Raw genomic sequence first — 15,812 nt, 5'->3', positions numbered from 1 at the left:
TTGTCTGCTTTGGCACGCGTCCGAGGCGGGCCTGGCCTTGACCGTCAGGCGGGCGTGACCGTCAGGCCGGAGCCGAGGGCGGTGCGCCGTACGGCGATCGATCCGTAGGGCGTACGCAGCCGCAGCCAGGCCCCTGCCGTCAGCAGCGTGAACGGCTCGTCGCGGCCACCCCGCAGGAAACCCAGCGCCTGCGCCGCGTGCACGGCGCGCATCGGCAGCGCCGTGTCCCCGACCGGCCGGGACCAGACCTCCTCGGCGAGCGCGTCGAGCTCGGCCCGCGTCCGCCGTTCCGGCACCAGCACTTCGGTACGCGAGCGGAACTCCCCCACCAGCCGCTCCGCGGCGGCCCGTACGTCCTCGGGCGCGAACTCCGCGACCCGCTGCCAGCCACCGCGCGGCGGCAGCAGCCCGGCCCATGCGGGGCCGGTGACGGACGGCGGGACCACGACGGCGTCGCCGCTCCCGTCGGGGGCTTCCCCGGCGCCTGCCTCGATCCGTTCCTCGATGCCTTCCAGCAGCTGCCCCGCCGAGACCGTGGCATCGAGGTCGAGAACGTCGCGGAGCGAGGCCGTGCGAATGGCGAGCACGCCGCCGAAGGGCGGCTGGCCGAAGACCGCCAGCACCCCCTCCGCGGAGCGCAGCCGCACCACGGCGGCCTTGTCCCAGCGGACCAGCCGGCCCAGGAAGGCGGCGAGGCCCGCCGCCTCCCCGGCACCGGCGAGAAGCAGCCGCGTCATGCGGCGACGGCCTCTTCCGCCACGGCCTCCGCCGTCGACGGCGGTTCGTCGCGGTACGCCTCGAGGAACGACCGTTCCTCCGGGCTGATCCGCCGCGGCCGCGCTTCCGCGAGGTCGTACGGGACCACGATCGTGGAGGCCCGTACGTACACGGCCTCCTCGTCCTTGATCTCGTACGCGACGGTCATCGAGGCCGCACCGATCTTCGTCACCCACGACTCGATGGTCACCGGCGCGTGCCGGTGCACCAGCGGTCGCAGATAGTCGATCTCGTGCCGGGCCACGACGGACCCGCCCGTGAACGACGTGCTGCCCTCACCGGGCGCCAGCCGGAACATGAAGTCGATCCGCGCCTCTTCCAGGTACCGCAGGAAGACCACGTTGTTGACGTGCCCGAAGGCATCCATGTCCGACCAGCGCAGCGGGCAGCTGTAGATATGCCGGGCCATCAGCCGCGGGTCAGCTTCTTGTAGGTGGCGCGGTGCGGGCGGGCCGCGTCGGCGCCGAGCCGCTCGACCTTGTTCTTCTCGTACGACTCGAAGTTGCCCTCGAACCAGTACCACTTGGACTCACCCTCGTACGCGAGGATATGGGTCGCGACCCGGTCCAGGAACCAGCGGTCGTGGGAGATGACCACGGCCGCGCCCGGGAACTCGAGCAGGGCGTTCTCCAGCGAGGACAGGGTCTCGACGTCGAGGTCGTTGGTGGGCTCGTCGAGGAGCAGCAGGTTGCCGCCCTCCTTGAGCGTCAGCGCCAGGTTGAGGCGGTTGCGCTCACCACCGGAGAGGACGCCGGCGGGCTTCTGCTGGTCCGGCCCCTTGAAGCCGAAGGCGGAGACGTAGGCCCGCGACGGCATCTCGACCTGGCCGACGTTGATGTAGTCCAGCTCGTCCGACACGACCGCCCAGAGGGTCTTCTTGGGGTCGATGTTGGCGCGGCTCTGGTCGACGTAGCTGATCTTGACCGTGTCGCCGATCTTGACCGAGCCCGAGTCCGCGGGCTCGAGGCCCTGGATCATCTTGAACAGCGTGGTCTTGCCCGCACCGTTGGGGCCGATGATGCCGACGATGCCGTTGCGCGGCAGGGTGAAGGAGAGGTCGTCGACCAGGACCTTGTCGCCGAACGCCTTCGAGAGGTTGTTGACCTCGACGACGATGGAGCCCAGACGCGGGCCCGGCGGGATCTGGATCTCCTCGAAGTCCAGCTTCCGCACCTTGTCGGCCTCGGCCGCCATCTCCTCGTAACGGGCCAGGCGCGCCTTGGACTTGACCTGACGGCCCTTGGCGTTGGAGCGGACCCACTCCAGCTCTTCCTTGAGGCGCTTGGCGCGCTTCTCGTCCTTGCGGCCCTCGACCTTGAGGCGGGTGGCCTTCTTCTCCAGGTACGTGGAGTAGTTGCCCTCGTAGGGGATCGCGCGGCCGCGGTCGAGTTCGAGGATCCACTCGGCGACGTTGTTCAGGAAGTACCGGTCGTGAGTGACGGCGACGACGGCGCCCGCGTACTTCGAGAGGTGCTGCTCCAGCCAGTTCACCGACTCGGCGTCGAGGTGGTTGGTGGGCTCGTCGAGGAGGAGCAGGTCCGGGGCCTCGATCAGCAGCTTGCAGAGCGCGACACGGCGCTTCTCGCCACCGGAGAGGGTGGTGACCGGCCAATCGCCGGGCGGGCAGCCCAGCGCGTCCATGGCCTGCTCCAGCTGCGCGTCGAGGTCCCACGCGTTGGCGTGGTCCAGGTCCTCCTGGAGCTTGCCCATCTCGTCCAGCAGCGCGTCCGAGTAGTCGGTCGCCATGAGCTCGGCGACCTCGTTGAAGCGCTTGAGCTTCCCCATGATCTCGGCGGCGCCGTCCTGGACGTTCTCCAGGACCGTCTTGGACTCGTCGAGCTTCGGCTCCTGCATGAGGATGCCGACGGTGAAGCCGGGCGACAGGAACGCGTCACCGTTGGAGGGCTGCTCGAGACCCGCCATGATCTTCAGCACCGTGGACTTACCGGCACCGTTGGGACCCACCACACCGATCTTCGCGCCGGGCAGGAAGCTCAGCGTCACGTCGTCAAGGATCACCTTGTCGCCGTGTGCCTTGCGCGTCTTGCGCATCGTGTAGATGTACTCAGCCAAGAGAAACCGTCCGGCAATCGATGTGTGGGCAGATACACCCCATCTTGCCGCACGTCCACCCCGACGGGCGAACGGGTAGGTCAGAAACCCCGGCCTGCGCACTCTCAGCCGATCCCTGCGGAGGGCGCCACGGCCCAGGGACGGCCCGGGACCGGCCCGGGCAAGGCCTGGGACGGCCGCCGCCCGGTCGCCGCTTGGTTGCGGTGGCCGGGCGGGGACGGAGCGGGGACGGGACTCCAAGAGTCCCGCCCCCGTTGTTTCCGTTACTTCTGCCTGCGGCTACTGCCCGCTGCTACTGGCCAGCGGGAGTTGCGGCCGACTTCTTCCGGCGGAGGAAGAAGACAGCGCCGCCACCGACCGCGACGAGCGCGACGGCGATGCCCGCGATCATCGGGGTGGCGCTGCTGCCACCCGTCTGAGCGAGGTCACCGCCGGTGGTGCCGGTGGTGGAGCCGGCCGAGGCCGGGCTGGGCTGGGTGGTGGGGGTGCTCGGCGCCGGGGTGGGCGTACCGGTCGTCTTGCAGTCCAGAACACCCTTGAACGTCTTGGTGAAGCCGTTCGGGCCGGAGATCGTGATCTCGTACTTCTGGTCTTCCTTCACCGGGACGGTGATGGTCTTCGACTTGCCGGCCTCGATGGAGAACTTCTTGCCGGCGAGCTCGAAGGTGAACGCCTCGTCGCCCTTGTTGCTGGCGGTGACGTCGACGCCGTTCTTGGCGCAGTTGACCGTGGCGGAGACCGCCGGGATCGGGCCCTTCTTGGCCCAGGTGCCCGTGGCCGTGGCCGTGGCGGTGGTCGCGCTGGAGCCAGCCAGGATCTGGACCTGGCTCTTGCTGTCGACGCCAGTGAACGCGCGGCCGACCGGAACCTGGGTGACGGCCGTGGCCGTCACCGACGTGGTGCCGTCGGCGGCACCCGCCGGGATGGCGAAGAAGAGCTGGTCACCGTTGCTCGCGGAGGTGACGGCCTTGCCCGACTTGTTGACGATCTTCACGCCGGCCGGGATGTCCGAGGCGGGCACGATCTGCACGGGCGTGGTGGAGGTGGTGTGCACCGTGACCGGGCCGAGCTTGTCGCCGGACTTGCCGGAGACGGCCGGCGGGTCGAGCGTCAGGGTCGCCTTGGGCTCGGGGGTGTCCGTCGCCGTCTTGCCCAGGTACTCGGCGAGCTTCTCGGCGGCCGGGTCGTTCGCGTCGACGTTCGCCTTGTCCGAGAAGCGCCAGATAGCGACCTGGGTACCGGCCGCGGCGGTCTTCTCGGTCAGCGGACCGGAGCCGGCGGCCTTGGCCAGCGCGCTGAGGTCGGCCACCTGCGGGTAGGAGTGCTGCAGGATCCAGTTGATCTTGCCCGCGTCAGGGTTGTTGTGCAGCGAAGAGGAGTCCCACGGGACCTCCTGGTACTTCGCGTGCTTCTGCGTCGGGTTGTGGATGTCGATGCAGTACGTCTGGATGGTGCCGCCGCCGACGTCCATGGTGAACAGACCGGCGTTGACGGGCTTGTTCTTGCCACCCTCGTGGATGACGACGCCGTCCGACTTGTCGGCCTGCAGACCGCCCAGTACCGCGGTGGCACCGCCGTCCGCGAAAGCGGCTCCCGCGCCGGATATCGCGCCGGCTGCGAGCAGACCCGTGGCCAGGCCCGCGGCGGCGAGGCGGGCAACGCCGCGCCTCTGAATCTTGAACATGGAACTCCCCTTCGGGCGAAGCCGGGTCGTGAGGGTGGCCTCGCCTGCGGCTCCGAGAGCATCCGGGCCCCCGCAGTACCGAAGGAATCCTAGGAACCACAGGTATCGCGGCCACCAACAATCCCCTCCCATAACCGTTTCGAATCGCAATCGTTATGCGATTAAGGGATGGTCATGAGAATGTCGATAAGTCACCGATGTCACTCGCCCGTATAAAGCTGCACAAACGGGCCTCTCAGGACATCTCGACCGGCCCGGGCGAAATGAGTTCCGGCCGGACCACCGACACCCGCCGGAACGCCGCCGTCCCCCGGGACAAATCGTGTCCGATCGCCACCGCGTCGATGTCCGCGGCGACATACCACCGTCCGTCGTACTCCTCCTCGCGGACCCTCAACCGGCCCCGCACGACCAACGGTTCGCCGACCTGGACGGACGTCCGCACATTGGCCGCCAACGTCCGCCACGCGCGCACCATGAAGAAGCTCGTACTGCCCTCGCTCCAGGCCCGCCGCTCCGCGACCCAGCGGCGCGCCGTCGTCTCCAGCCGGAACCGGATGACCGGCACTCCTGTCTCGGTCTCCCGGAATTCGGGCTGCGTCACGACATTCCCCACCACCGTCACCGACGTCTCATTCATGCGCCCGCTCTCCCCCCGCCGCCGAATTCCCGCTCCCGAATGCCCTGAGAACATCGTGCACGAGCCGGACGGAGCGTGGAAAAAACGGACCGAATCTGTGGATTACCGGCCGGTTGTGGATATCTCCGTCACTCCTGAGGGTGAAATCCCGGCCCGGGTGCCGGGCTCGGGTACCGGCCCGCAGGGCCGAGCAGGGGCGCAGGGCGGGAGGCGGGGTGCTGGCTCGCGAGGCCGAGCAGAGGCGCCGGGCAGGGCGCAGGGTGGGGGTGCCGGCTCGCGAGGCCGAGCAGGGGCGCCGGACAGCTCAGCCCCCGGCCACCACCGCGTACTGCTCCCGCACCTCGCGATAGCGCAGCAGTTCCGCCGCGACCGGCTCCAGCACCCGCGCCCGGCCGCAGTCCGCCGCGGCGGCCCGCAGCCGGCGCTCGGCCGCCTGCCCGTACCGGTGGGCCGGACCGCGCGCGGCGATACGGCAGGCCCAGGCGAGCGCCCGGCCGCCGAGGGCGCCGACCGCGAGCAGGACCACCGGCAGCCACCACGAAGCGTCCAGCGAACCCACCGCGATCGCGACCAGGCACACCACCCCGGCCACCGCGAGGCTCATCAGCAGCCACTGGGCGGCGCCCACCGCCGACCACCAGGTGGGCCGTTCCGGCTGCCCCGGCTCCGCGCGGGCCGCCGCCGTGTCGAGCGCCGCCGGCAGTCCCTCGCCGCCGCGCCGCGCCGCGTCCCGCACCGCCTGCGCCCACGGGACGGGCAGCCCCTGGGCCGCGTCGTCCGCGAGCGCCCGCACCGCCTCGTCCACCGCGGGGCGGGACGCGGCGAGCCCGGCCGGCCCACGGGCCACCCGGTCCGCCCCGCCCTGGCGTTCGCCGGTCAGCCGCCCCCACGGAGTGCCGCAGGCAGCCTCCGCGGCACGCGCCCAGTCCCGTTCCGCCGCCTCGCCGGCGCCCGCGACACCCACCGCGTCGGCCAACCGGTCGACGAAGTCCTCACGCGCGGGATCCGTCAGGCCCACCGCGCCCTCGCCCACGTACAGCGACTGCAAGCGGCCGGCGGTACGGTCCACATCGGCCGCGAGCCGCCGGTTCGCCGACCCCCGTTCGGCCACGATCTGCCCGAGACAGGCCCGCAGATCGGGCACCCCGACCCCGTTGAGCGCCGAGACCGCGAGCACCACCGCGCCGGCGTCGCCGTGCTCGCCGACGGCGAGGCCGTCCTCGTCGAGCAGCCGCCGCAGATCGTCGAGCACCTGGTCGGCGGCGTCGCCGGGCAGCCGGTCCACCTGGTTCAACACCAGCAGCGTGACGTCCGCGTGGCCGGCCAGCGGCCGCAGATAGCGTTCGTGCAGCGCGGCGTCCGCGTACTTCTCCGGGTCCAGCACCCACACCACCACGTCCACCAGCTGCAGCAGCCGGTCCACCTGGTCGCGGTGGCCGGGCGCGGCCGAGTCGTGGTCCGGCATGTCCAGCAGCACGAGCCCGGCCAGCCGCTCGTCCGTCCCCGGAACGCGGTCGGCGCCGTCCAGCACGCTCCTTCTGGCGTAACGATCCTGCGGGGCGATGCCGAGCCGGTCCAGCAGTCCGGCCGCGCCCTCGGGGTCCCAGGAGCAGGAGACCGGCGCGGCGGTCGTCGGCCGGCGGACGCCCGTCGCCGACAGTTCCAGTCCCGCGAGCGCGTTGAACAGCGTCGACTTGCCGCTCCCGGTGGCACCGGCCAGCGCTACGACCGTGTGATCGAGCGACAGCCGCCGACGCTCTCCGAGCCGTTCCAACAGCGCTCCGGCCTCGGCGAGTTCGTCCGGGCTGACGCGCGTCCGGGACAGCCCCAGCAACTCCCCGAGCGCGTCGACCCGGGCCGCGAGCGGGTCAGGGGAACGCGAGGCCCCGTACGAGCCCCCGGAAGAACGCGCTCCGCTACCCCGAGCCGCGCGCGTTCCTCCGCCGAAACCAGATCCTCTGGCGGAGTCCGATCCTCCGCCGGCACCCGCGCCTGTGGCGGCGCGTGATCCTCCGCCCACACCCCGTCCTCCGCCGGCACCCGTTCCTCTGGTGGCACCCGTTCCTCTGGTGGCACCCGTTCCTCTGGTGGCGCCCGTGCCGGTTCCTGCCGTGGAAGCCACCGCGATCACCTTTCCTTCTGCAGTAGGGACAGTGCGGCGATCAACGAGGACTGCTGCTGCGCGGTCACATCGAGGCCATCCACGGGCGCCAGTCGACGCTCGCACTCACCGCGCAGCAGCCCAGCGACGCCGTCCTCCAGCTGCTCCCGCGCCCGGTCGCGCATCCGCAGCGCGGCCTGCGCGCCGACGGTCTCCGCGAGCCGTTCGCCGGCGGCGCTCCCGCGCCGGCCGCCGAGCAGGACGGTGGCCAGCAGCGCCGCCGCGTCCTCCGGGTCGGCGGGGGCGCGATCCGCGGCGCGGGCGGCCCGCACCTCGGCGTACGCGAGGTCGGTGAGACCCTCGCGCCACCGCGCCACCCCGGCGTCGATCCGGTCCGCGGCGGCCGCCCGGTCCGGGCGCCCGTCCGGCTCCGCGAGCAGCGCGGCCCCCGCGCGGTCCCGCTGCCATCCGGCGGCAATACGTTCGTCGGCCGCGTCGACCTCGGAGCGCAGCAGCGTCGCGAGCCCTTCGGCGAGCGCGGACTGCAGCGCCTCCCGCCCGCAGTGCGGGTACTCCAGCCAGCGCGCCAGGGCTTCGCCGGCCAACGGCACCCCGGCCGTCACCGCGCCGTCGATCCGTTCGGCGGCCTCCGCGTACGCGTCCTCCGCGCCACGGGCCAGCCGTACCGCCGCCGCGTGCTGGACGGCCGAGGCCGAGGCCAGCGCCGGCATCCTGGCGCGCATCGAGTCCAGGACGCCGACCACGGTGCGCTGCGCCGCCTGCTGGCGGGCGGCCGGGTCCTCGGCGTTGTGCGCCAGCCACTGGCGGAGGGCGGCGACCGCGGTCTGCGGCAGCAGCCCGCCGCCGCCCGCGGATTCGGGCAGCTCCGGAACGGTGAAGCGCGGTACGTCCCCGAGCCCGGCCTTCGTCAGCAGCGCCGCGTAGTGCCGGGCGACGTCCTCGGCGATCTGGTGCGGCACCCGGTCCAGCACGGTGGCCAGCGTGACGTTGTACTCCTTGGCGGTGCGCAGCAGATGCCAGGGCAGCGCGTCGGCGTACCGCGACGCGGTGGTGACCAGGATCCAGATGTCCGCCGCGCAGATCAGCTCCGCGGCCAGCTCACGGTTGCGCGCGACCAGCGAGTCGATGTCCGGGGCGTCGAGCAGCGCGAGCCCCCTGGGCAGCGCGTCATCGATCTCCAGCCGCAGCAGTTCGCCCTCCGCGGCCCCGTCCTCGTCCTGCGTCCCGGGCCGCGCGGACCAGGCCCGTGCCAGACCCGGCAGGATCCGCGGATCGGAGAACCAGGCCCGGTCCGCGGGGTGGCACACCAGCACCGGCGTCCGCGTCGTGGGACGCAGCACCCCCGCCTCGCTGACCCGCCGCCCCACCAGCGAGTTGACCAGCGTGGACTTCCCGGCCCCCGTCGATCCACCGACCACCGCCAGCAGCGGCGCTTCGGGGGTCCGCAGCCGGGGCACCAGATAGTCGTCGAGCTGCGCGATCAGCTCCTGGCGGGTACGGCGGGCCCGCGCGGCTCCAGGAAGTGGGAACGGAAAGCGCGCGACGTCGACGCGGTCGCGCAGCGCGGACAGCGCGTCTAGCAGATCGGGCCGTACGTCCAAGATCGCCACAGTGGCAGAATGCCCCATTTTGGCGCATTTTTGAAGCGTATACCGCCCAGTTCACGCCTTTTTGGCCCGCACGCACCCGATACGGCGGTAAGCGAGCCGGACGAGACCCGGGCATAACGAGTGCACAACGGCCACCGACTGAGGCGGAAAAAGCGGTGCAGCATTCGTACCCGCCTGCGATTATCGGACCGCTTCACTGAACCTCCACAACGTGTCACGGAGGTGAAGCAACCGGTAGAAGGTCCACCGCGCCCTATCCTTGACCCCGGCCAGGTCACGGAACCACCCAGGGGCGGAGACAGCCGCGGCCACTGTCCGGCCCCCATAGCTCAGTGGATAGAGCAGGTGCCTTCTAAGCACTTGGCCGCAGGTTCGAGTCCTGCTGGGGGCACCACCGCTTCACCCGTTCCGGGGAAACCTTTCCGCAGGTCGTGCCGGTACGGCGCCCTGCTCATGCACTCGGGGGCAGCGACTCACGTGAGTCGCTGCCCCCGAGTGCGTACGGCGTCGCCGGCTCGTTCCCGGCGGGTGTACCTCATCCGTGTCGACATTTCTGGCAGGAACACGGCCGGTGTCCGTTCGGCACCCGTTCGGCCCAGTGATTGGCGAGCGGCGGGCCGAAGAGACTTTCGGGGTGGGTGACCGGTTCGCCAGCCTGGTGGGCGAGCAGGGGGCGGCTCCGGATGCAGGGCGGGGCGGGCTCGCCTAGCGTCGATGCGGGGGCTTACCTGCGATGGACGGAGTTTCCGTGGCGACTGCACGCGACATCATGCACAAGGGTGTGGAGAGCATCTCCGAACACGAGACGCTGGACGTGGCGGCCAAGCGGATGCGGGATGCGGGCATCGGCGCGCTGGCCATCACCGATTCGGACGGCGGACTGCGGGGCGTGCTCACCGACCGGGACATCGTTCTGCGGTGTGTGGCCATCGGGCACGACCCGTCGGCCATACGGGCCGCAGAGCTGATGAACGGGAAGCCCCTGACGGCCAAGGCCGACGACGACACGGACAGCGTCGTCGCCGCGATGGCCGCCAAGCGCGTCCGCCGGATCCCCGTGCTGGACGGCGACTCGCTCGTCGGCATGATCAGCGAGGCCGATGTCGCCCGCAAGCTGGGTGCGGCCAAGGCCGGAGCGCTGGCGGCGGCGATCCGCGCCGACTAGGAGCCTTCCGGGGGCCGCAGGGCTCTAGCGGGCCGTGACCGTCAGCGTCACGTGCCTGCCCGGCGGGGTCGCCGGAAGCAGGATCCGCGCCTCTCCCGCGACCTGGTGGACGAGGGCACCGCGGGCGCCGGTGACGGACACCCTGGCGCCGTGCGGGAACGCCGTGGCGGGCAGCCGCAGTTCCGTCCAGGCGCGCCGCGAGACCGCGGTGGTGGTCAGGGCGAGGGTGTACGTGTGGGTCGCGGGGTCGTAGAACTCCGCACCGGGTGTCCCGGCGATCGCCGGCGCGTAGGCGGCGAACACCGGCTCCTTGCCGGGCGCGGGTCGGCCGTCGGCGTCGTAGGCGCAGTAGCCACCGCCTTCGGCGGCGTGGCAGTCGTACCACAGGGCCCAGCCGGTGGCGAAGCCGCGCATGGACGCTGTCTGGCGGCGTATCAGCTCGGCGTTGCCGCTGCCGGTGGCCTTCGCGGGCCCCCATTCGCCCACCAGGACCGGCATCCTGTGAGCGGCCGGATAGGCGCGGATGACGGCTTCGTAAGCTTCGATGAACCCGTCGGCGGGATCCCAGTCGGCGCCGTTCTCCACGGCGGTGTCGTAGTAGTGCGGGGCGTAGCCGATGCGGTCGGAGCCGTGCCGGGGGTCGTTGAAGCCGGGCAGTTGAGTGGGGACGCCCTGGCCGATGAGGACGGTGGGCTCGACGAACAGCCAGGCGTCCTGATCGGCCGTGCGGACGGCGGCGATCAGCCGCCGGTAGAGGCCGGCGAGCCGGCCCCGTTCCATCGCGGCGGAGTTCTCGATCTGGGTGGCCGGGTCGGTGGGGTCACCGGTGAACGGGCCGAACGGCTCGTTGAACAGGTCGTAGCCCAGGAGGGACCGGTGGCCGCGCAGCGTCGCGGCGACCTTGGTGTACGCGGCGGCCTGGGCGGCCCGCAGATCCGCGTCGTCGTAGAGGTGCCGGAAGGCCGCACCGACCGCGGGCTGGAAGTAGTTGGCGAACCAGTCGTCGCCGGGCAGCGGTTCGTAAGGGATGCCGTCGGTGCGGGTGGCCCAGGCGGGGATGCCGTTGAAGCCGAAGGCCGGCCCGAAGACGTCCTGGTGCCAGTCGACGAGGACCAGGACGCCGTACCGGTCCGCCCAGTCCATGACCCGGCCGAGGTAGCGCAGATAGGCGGTGTCGTAGTGGCCGCGCCGCGGTTCGACCTTCTGCCACTGGATGTTGAGCCGGACAAGGTTGAAGCCGCTCGTGGCGAGCTCGGCGATCCCCGCCTCGGTGACCGTGTCGGTCTTGCCGAGGTTGAGGCCGTGCAACTGGAGGGCGCGGCCCTGGCGGTCGGCGAGATAGGTCCGGCCGTCGGGGGTGGTGACGGTGCCGGCCGCCACCGGTGCCGCCGCCCGGTGGGGGGCGGCGGCAACCGGGGCTGCCTGGTGGCTCCGGGCGGCCTGGGCCGGAGCGTTCTGGCCGGCCTGAGCGGCGGCGGGGAGGCTTCCGGCGCCCAGGAGGGCAGCGCTGACGGCGAGTGCGGTAGCGGTACGGCGCAGGCGCATGGCCCACCTCTCAGGCTCGGGCTCCGTACGGATGGCTGCCGATACTGTCCGGTAGCAATCACAGGGGCAAGTGTTCGAACCGGACTTCTTCCTGGACTTCTTCGCGGTCAGCCGATCGCCTCGGCGGGCCGGACCCGCAGCGCGAGCCGGGCCGGGAGTGCGGTGGCGAGCAGGGCGAGACCCGCCGCCAGGGCCACGATCAGCAGGTATCCGGCGGGGTCGAGCCGCGGGGCCGCCGCTCCCGTCATCCCGAGGCTGAACGCGGTCAGGGTGGCCAGGGCTATCGCGGTGCCGAGCACCGCCCCGACGAGCACGACCGCCAGCGCCTCCAGCCGCAGCATCCGCAGCACCTGCCGGCGGGTGGTGCCCACGAGCCGCAGCAGCGCGAACTCTCTGGACCGGTCGGCGGTGGACATCGCGAGGGTGTTGACGACCGCGATCGCGGTGAAGGCGAGCACCAGGCCCATCGCGAGGTAGTTGACCTCGGCGTTGGACTGCTGGACCTCGGCCTGGACCGCTCCCGCCTGATCGTGGTCGAGAACGGCGACACCCGGGAAGTCCTTGACCGCCGCGCCGAGCGCCGCACGGTCCGCGCGGCCGTCGGTGGCGACGAGGACGGCCGATGCCAGCGGATTGTCGACATGTCGTGCGACCAGGTCGTGGGACATCGTCAGGTCGCCGAATCCGAGACCGCGAGCGTAGACGGCGGCCACCTTGAGAGCGGCGGGAGTTCCGTCGCCGAGGGTGAGCCGTACGGTGCTGCCCGGCCGGACTCCCAGCCCGTCGGCGGCGACCTCGCTGAGCGCGATGTCACCGTCGCCGAACCCCCGGAGCGTGCCCCGGGTGACGTCGGGATCCCAGGTCGTCGTCAGTCCTGCGGGGGTCACGCCCTGCGCCGTGTACTTCGAGAGGCCGACCCGGACGCTGGTCCGTACGACCTCGGTGACCGCGGTGACGCCGGGTACCTGGCGCACCGCCGCGGCGGCTTCGCCGGGCACACCGGGCGCGGCGGCGCCGAGTACCCACTGGGCGCGGTTGCCCGCCGAGGCCTGCTGTTGAGCGGCGTGACCCATCGTCGTCTGCACGAAGATCACGGTGCAGGTCATCCCGACGAGCAGCGCGAGCGGAGTGACCGCCGCCGAGAGGCGCTTGGAGTTGGTACGGACGTTGGCGGCGGCGAGGTGGCCGCCGATGCGGGAGGCGCGGAGCGGAACGGCCAGTACCGCGGCGGCGATCCGGGCCAGCAGCGGCCCGAGCAGGGACACCGCGACGGCGAGGACCACCACGGTCAGGAAGGTGACCGGCGTGGACGCGGGTTCGGTCCGCAGACCGCTGAGCACGACGAGCAGGACGATGCCACCCGCGAGGAACAGGCCGCCGGCGAGCAGCCGCCCCCAGGGGGACGTACGGGTCTCCATGGCGGCTTCCGAGAGCGCCTCGGCAGGCCGGATCCTGGACGCCCTGCGGGCGGATATCCGGGCCGCGGACCAGCCGCCGAGCAGCGCGGCACCCACGGCCGCGAACATCGGGAAGGGGCTCCACGCGATCCGCAGCGTGTCCGGCACGGCGCCGAAACCGACGAACTCGGCGTGCAGCCAGTACGCGACCGGCAGGCCCGCGACGGAACCGAGAGCGCCCGCCGCCAGGCCTACCAGCAGCGCCTCCCTGCCGATCAGCCGGCGGATCTGCCTCGGGGTGGCGGCGATGGCGCGCAGCAGGGCTATCTCCCGGTAGCGCTGCTGGATGGTCAGAGCGAAGGTGCCGACGACCACGAGGACCGCGACGAGGAGTGAGGTGCCGCCGATCGCGCCACCCATGCTGACGAGTTTGATCCGGGCCTTGGCCGCGTCGGGGAACTCCACCGGTCCGCGGTCGGCTCCGGTGTGCACCTGGACCTTCGTGCCCTGCAGCGCGGTGGCGAGGTTCGTGGCGAGGGCGCCGGTGTCCGCGCCGGGCTCCGGCAGGACTCCTATCGCGGTGATCTGCCCGGGGTGGCCGGCCAGCCGTCCGGCCTCGGCGGTGGTGAAGAACAGCGAGGTCTGCTGCCGCAGATCACCGTCCTGGGCGGCGGCGATGCCGGTGACGCGATAGCTGCGCGGGGCCCGGGTGGACTGGACGGTGACGCTGCTGCCGGGCTTCAGGCCCATCCGCCCGGCGAGTTCGCGATCGATGACGAGATCGCCGTCCGTCTGCGGGGCGCGGCCCTCGGTGAGGGTGAAGGGCGTGAGTACGGCGGAGGCCCAGTCGTGGCCGAAGGACGGCTTTCCGCTCAGCGGGCCGCTCCGGTCCGCACCCCGGCCCACCGCATAGGCGGGGAAGGTGACTTCGGGGACGGCGGCCCGTACTCCTGGCACCTGGCGGACGGTCCGCACGGTGGTGTCCGGCAGCCAGACCCGCTCCGCGAGCGGTTTGGCCTTGTTCTTGACCTTGGTCTTGCCCTTCTTCTCCTTGACGGTGGTCTGGTGCACGTTCTGGTCGGCTCCGACGACGATCGGTGCGGCCGCGTACCGCTCGGTCGCGATCTCGCCCCGGAGACCGGTCTCCAGCAGCACCCCGCACGCGGTGACGAGCGCCGCGGCACAGAACAGGGCGAGAAAGGCTCCCGCGAAGCCGCCCTTGCGGGCCCGCAGGGTCTGCAGTGCGTAGCGCAGCATCAGGACCACGCCCCCAGGTGCGTCATGCGCTCGGCCACCCGGTCGGCGGTGGGCTCGTCGTCACGGCCCGCGATGCGGCCGTCGGCGAGGTAGAGCACGGTGTCGGCGTACGAAGCGGCGACGGGATCGTGGGTGACCATGACGACGGTCTGGCCGGTGTCGTCCACGCAGCCGCGCAGGAGGCCGAGGATCTCCTTGGCGGTGACCGTGTCCAGGGCGCCGGTCGGTTCATCGCCGAAGACCACGTCAGGGCGGGTGATCAGCGCACGGGCGATGGCCACCCTCTGCTGCTGTCCCCCGGACAGTTCCGCGGGGCGGTGGTCCGCACGGCCGGCCAGTCCGACGCGCCGCAGGATCTCCGCCAGCCTGGCCGGGTCGAGCCGTTGTTTCGCGAGTCTGAGCGGAAGCGCGATGTTCTGACGGGCGGTCAGTGCGGGGACGAGGTTGAACGCCTGGAAGACGAAGCCGACCCGGCTGCGCCGCAGTTGGGTGAGCCGGGTCTCGTTCATCCCGGTCAGCTCGGTGTCCCCGAGGTGGGACGTTCCGCTGGTGGGCGTGTCCAGCCCGGCCGCGCAGTGCAGGAAGGTCGATTTGCCGGAGCCGGACGGCCCCATCACCGCGGTGAAGGAGCCGCGCGGAATACTGGCGCTGACCTCGTCCAGGGCGCGTACCGCGCGGGGACCCCGGCCGTAGATCTTGGTGACGGCCGCCAGTCGTACGGCCGGCGCGAGCGCGATGCGGTCGGTGTCCATGGCGAACGTGTTCATGAAGGGGCCCCGTTCGTGGTGTCGTCGTACTTCGCTTCGGCCAGGTCCTCGGTCTGCTCATCGGGCAGGTTCTGGGTCTTCGCTTCGGCGGGCAGGGGATCGGTCGGCTCATCGGCGGCCGAACCTGCTGCCGACTGGACCTCCGGGGCGTCGGCCGGTGCCGGGAAGGCGAGGAATCGCGTGAGCACGTTTCGTGCGCCCTCCGGCAGTTCGTCGTCGGCGCGCTTGTACCGGTTGACCAGGGCGATGTACTCCTCGAAGAAATCGCGCAGTTCGGGGAGGGTCACCTGGATGGAGCCCCGGGAGTAGGGCTGGCTGTCCGCCCATACGCCCTCGATCTCGCGCTGGGACCGCTCGAAGAGCGCGAGGTCGGCGGCGAACGCGAGACGGTTCATCTCGTCGACGACCGGCCGCATCTCGTCGCTCTGCTCGGAGCGCTGCGGGAAGCGCAGGTCCGCCGGGGCGGCTCGCCACCAGCGCTCGCGCCCCCGTCCCGTCCCTTCGGCCTCCTCGACGAAGCCGTGCCGGTCCAGCTCCCGCAGGTGGTAGCTGGTGGCTCCGGTGTTCAGGTCCAGGGCACGGGCGAGGGTCGCCGAGGTGGCCGGCCCGTGCAGCGCCAGATGGTCGAGGATCTGCTGACGGCGTGGGTGCGCGAGCGCCTTGAGCGCCCCGAGATCGCCGATCTCCTTGATGCGTCGTTGCTTCGGCATGTGTACACAATGGTTTGTGCACACTCACTTGTGCACTGGCGGCGCCCCGCTAGTCACTACGGGGG

At 71.7% G+C, this 15,812-nt stretch carries 12 protein-coding genes and 1 tRNA gene; 2 read left to right on the top strand and 11 right to left on the bottom strand.

The features are described 5' to 3' along the window. Positions 1–44: 44 nt before the first annotated feature. The 7 genes from C6N31_RS08750 to C6N31_RS08720 form a co-directional block, all read right to left on the bottom strand. Positions 45–737, bottom strand: a complete 693-nt coding sequence (locus C6N31_RS08750; protein ID WP_138355092.1) for a DUF8185 domain-containing protein — start codon at positions 735–737, stop codon at positions 45–47. Continuing rightward, positions 734–1,186: an acyl-CoA thioesterase gene (locus C6N31_RS08745; RefSeq protein WP_138355091.1), complete on the bottom strand. Its 453-nt coding sequence runs from the start codon at positions 1,184–1,186 to the stop codon at positions 734–736. The genes C6N31_RS08750 and C6N31_RS08745 overlap by 4 nt, the downstream gene beginning before the upstream one ends. Continuing rightward, positions 1,186–2,850, bottom strand: a complete 1,665-nt coding sequence (gene ettA, locus C6N31_RS08740) for an energy-dependent translational throttle protein EttA (RefSeq protein ID WP_138355090.1) — start codon at positions 2,848–2,850, stop codon at positions 1,186–1,188. The genes C6N31_RS08745 and ettA overlap by 1 nt, the downstream gene beginning before the upstream one ends. Positions 2,851–3,142: 292 nt before the next feature. Continuing rightward, complete coding sequence (locus C6N31_RS08735; protein WP_138355089.1) at positions 3,143–4,534, bottom strand: LAETG motif-containing sortase-dependent surface protein; 1,392 nt, start codon at positions 4,532–4,534, stop codon at positions 3,143–3,145. 235 nt (positions 4,535–4,769) lie between these two features. After that, positions 4,770–5,174 (bottom strand): single-stranded DNA-binding protein, encoded by a 405-nt coding sequence (locus C6N31_RS08730; protein ID WP_138355088.1) that lies wholly within the window; start codon positions 5,172–5,174, stop codon positions 4,770–4,772. Between the two features lie 304 nt (positions 5,175–5,478). Then, positions 5,479–7,008: a GTPase gene (locus C6N31_RS08725; protein ID WP_232484965.1), complete on the bottom strand. Its 1,530-nt coding sequence runs from the start codon at positions 7,006–7,008 to the stop codon at positions 5,479–5,481. A gap of 293 nt (positions 7,009–7,301) precedes the next feature. Beyond that, positions 7,302–8,924, bottom strand: a complete 1,623-nt coding sequence (locus C6N31_RS08720) for a dynamin family protein (RefSeq protein ID WP_198357348.1) — start codon at positions 8,922–8,924, stop codon at positions 7,302–7,304. A 300-nt stretch (positions 8,925–9,224) separates the two neighbouring features. On the opposite strand from C6N31_RS08720, the gene C6N31_RS08715 reads away from it, so the two are divergent. Further along, positions 9,225–9,300: transfer RNA gene (locus tag C6N31_RS08715), tRNA-Arg, on the top strand. Positions 9,301–9,654: 354 nt separating this feature from the next. Then, on the top strand, positions 9,655–10,071 hold the full coding sequence (locus C6N31_RS08710) for a CBS domain-containing protein (RefSeq protein WP_138355085.1): 417 nt from the start codon (positions 9,655–9,657) through the stop codon (positions 10,069–10,071). A gap of 24 nt (positions 10,072–10,095) precedes the next feature. Here the strand turns inward: C6N31_RS08710 and C6N31_RS08705 are convergent, their stop codons facing one another. The 4 genes from C6N31_RS08705 to C6N31_RS08690 form a co-directional block, all read right to left on the bottom strand. Next, positions 10,096–11,616 carry a cellulase family glycosylhydrolase gene (locus C6N31_RS08705; protein ID WP_198357347.1) on the bottom strand — a complete coding sequence of 507 codons (1,521 nt, stop codon included), beginning with the start codon at positions 11,614–11,616 and terminating at the stop codon, positions 10,096–10,098. 107 nt (positions 11,617–11,723) lie between these two features. Continuing rightward, a complete protein-coding gene (locus C6N31_RS08700; RefSeq protein ID WP_198357346.1) occupies positions 11,724–14,270 on the bottom strand; it encodes an ABC transporter permease in 2,547 nt (848 codons plus the stop codon). Beyond that, entirely contained in the window at positions 14,270–15,037 is a 768-nt protein-coding gene (locus C6N31_RS08695; RefSeq protein ID WP_138355082.1) for an ABC transporter ATP-binding protein, read from the bottom strand. Before C6N31_RS08695 ends, C6N31_RS08700 begins: the two co-directional genes overlap by 1 nt. After that, positions 15,034–15,747 (bottom strand): ArsR/SmtB family transcription factor, encoded by a 714-nt coding sequence (locus tag C6N31_RS08690; protein ID WP_138355081.1) that lies wholly within the window; start codon positions 15,745–15,747, stop codon positions 15,034–15,036. Before C6N31_RS08690 ends, C6N31_RS08695 begins: the two co-directional genes overlap by 4 nt. Positions 15,748–15,812 lie beyond the last annotated feature (65 nt).

Origin of the sequence: Streptomyces fildesensis, assembly GCF_016107395.1 — a bacterium.
GTDB classification, from domain to species: Bacteria; Actinomycetota; Actinomycetes; order Streptomycetales; family Streptomycetaceae; genus Actinacidiphila; species Actinacidiphila fildesensis.
The sequence above is the reverse complement of the archived record's forward strand: the minus strand, read 5'-3'. Positions and strand labels throughout refer to the sequence as shown.

Excerpts from the sequence above, each read along its gene's own strand:
- C6N31_RS08695 (WP_138355082.1), bottom strand. The coding sequence starts at position 15,037 with ATGAACACGTTCGCCATGGACACCGACCGCATCGCGCTCGCGCCGGCC.
- C6N31_RS08750 (WP_138355092.1), bottom strand. The coding sequence starts at position 737 with ATGACGCGGCTGCTTCTCGCCGGTGCCGGGGAGGCGGCGGGCCTCGCC.
- C6N31_RS08700 (WP_198357346.1), bottom strand. The coding sequence starts at position 14,270 with ATGCTGCGCTACGCACTGCAGACCCTGCGGGCCCGCAAGGGCGGCTTC.
- C6N31_RS08745 (WP_138355091.1), bottom strand. The coding sequence starts at position 1,186 with ATGGCCCGGCATATCTACAGCTGCCCGCTGCGCTGGTCGGACATGGAT.
- C6N31_RS08720 (WP_198357348.1), bottom strand. The coding sequence starts at position 8,924 with ATGGGGCATTCTGCCACTGTGGCGATCTTGGACGTACGGCCCGATCTG.
- C6N31_RS08735 (WP_138355089.1), bottom strand. The coding sequence starts at position 4,534 with ATGTTCAAGATTCAGAGGCGCGGCGTTGCCCGCCTCGCCGCCGCGGGC.
- C6N31_RS08705 (WP_198357347.1), bottom strand. The coding sequence starts at position 11,616 with ATGCGCCTGCGCCGTACCGCTACCGCACTCGCCGTCAGCGCTGCCCTC.
- C6N31_RS08730 (WP_138355088.1), bottom strand. The coding sequence starts at position 5,174 with ATGAATGAGACGTCGGTGACGGTGGTGGGGAATGTCGTGACGCAGCCC.
- C6N31_RS08690 (WP_138355081.1), bottom strand. The coding sequence starts at position 15,747 with ATGCCGAAGCAACGACGCATCAAGGAGATCGGCGATCTCGGGGCGCTC.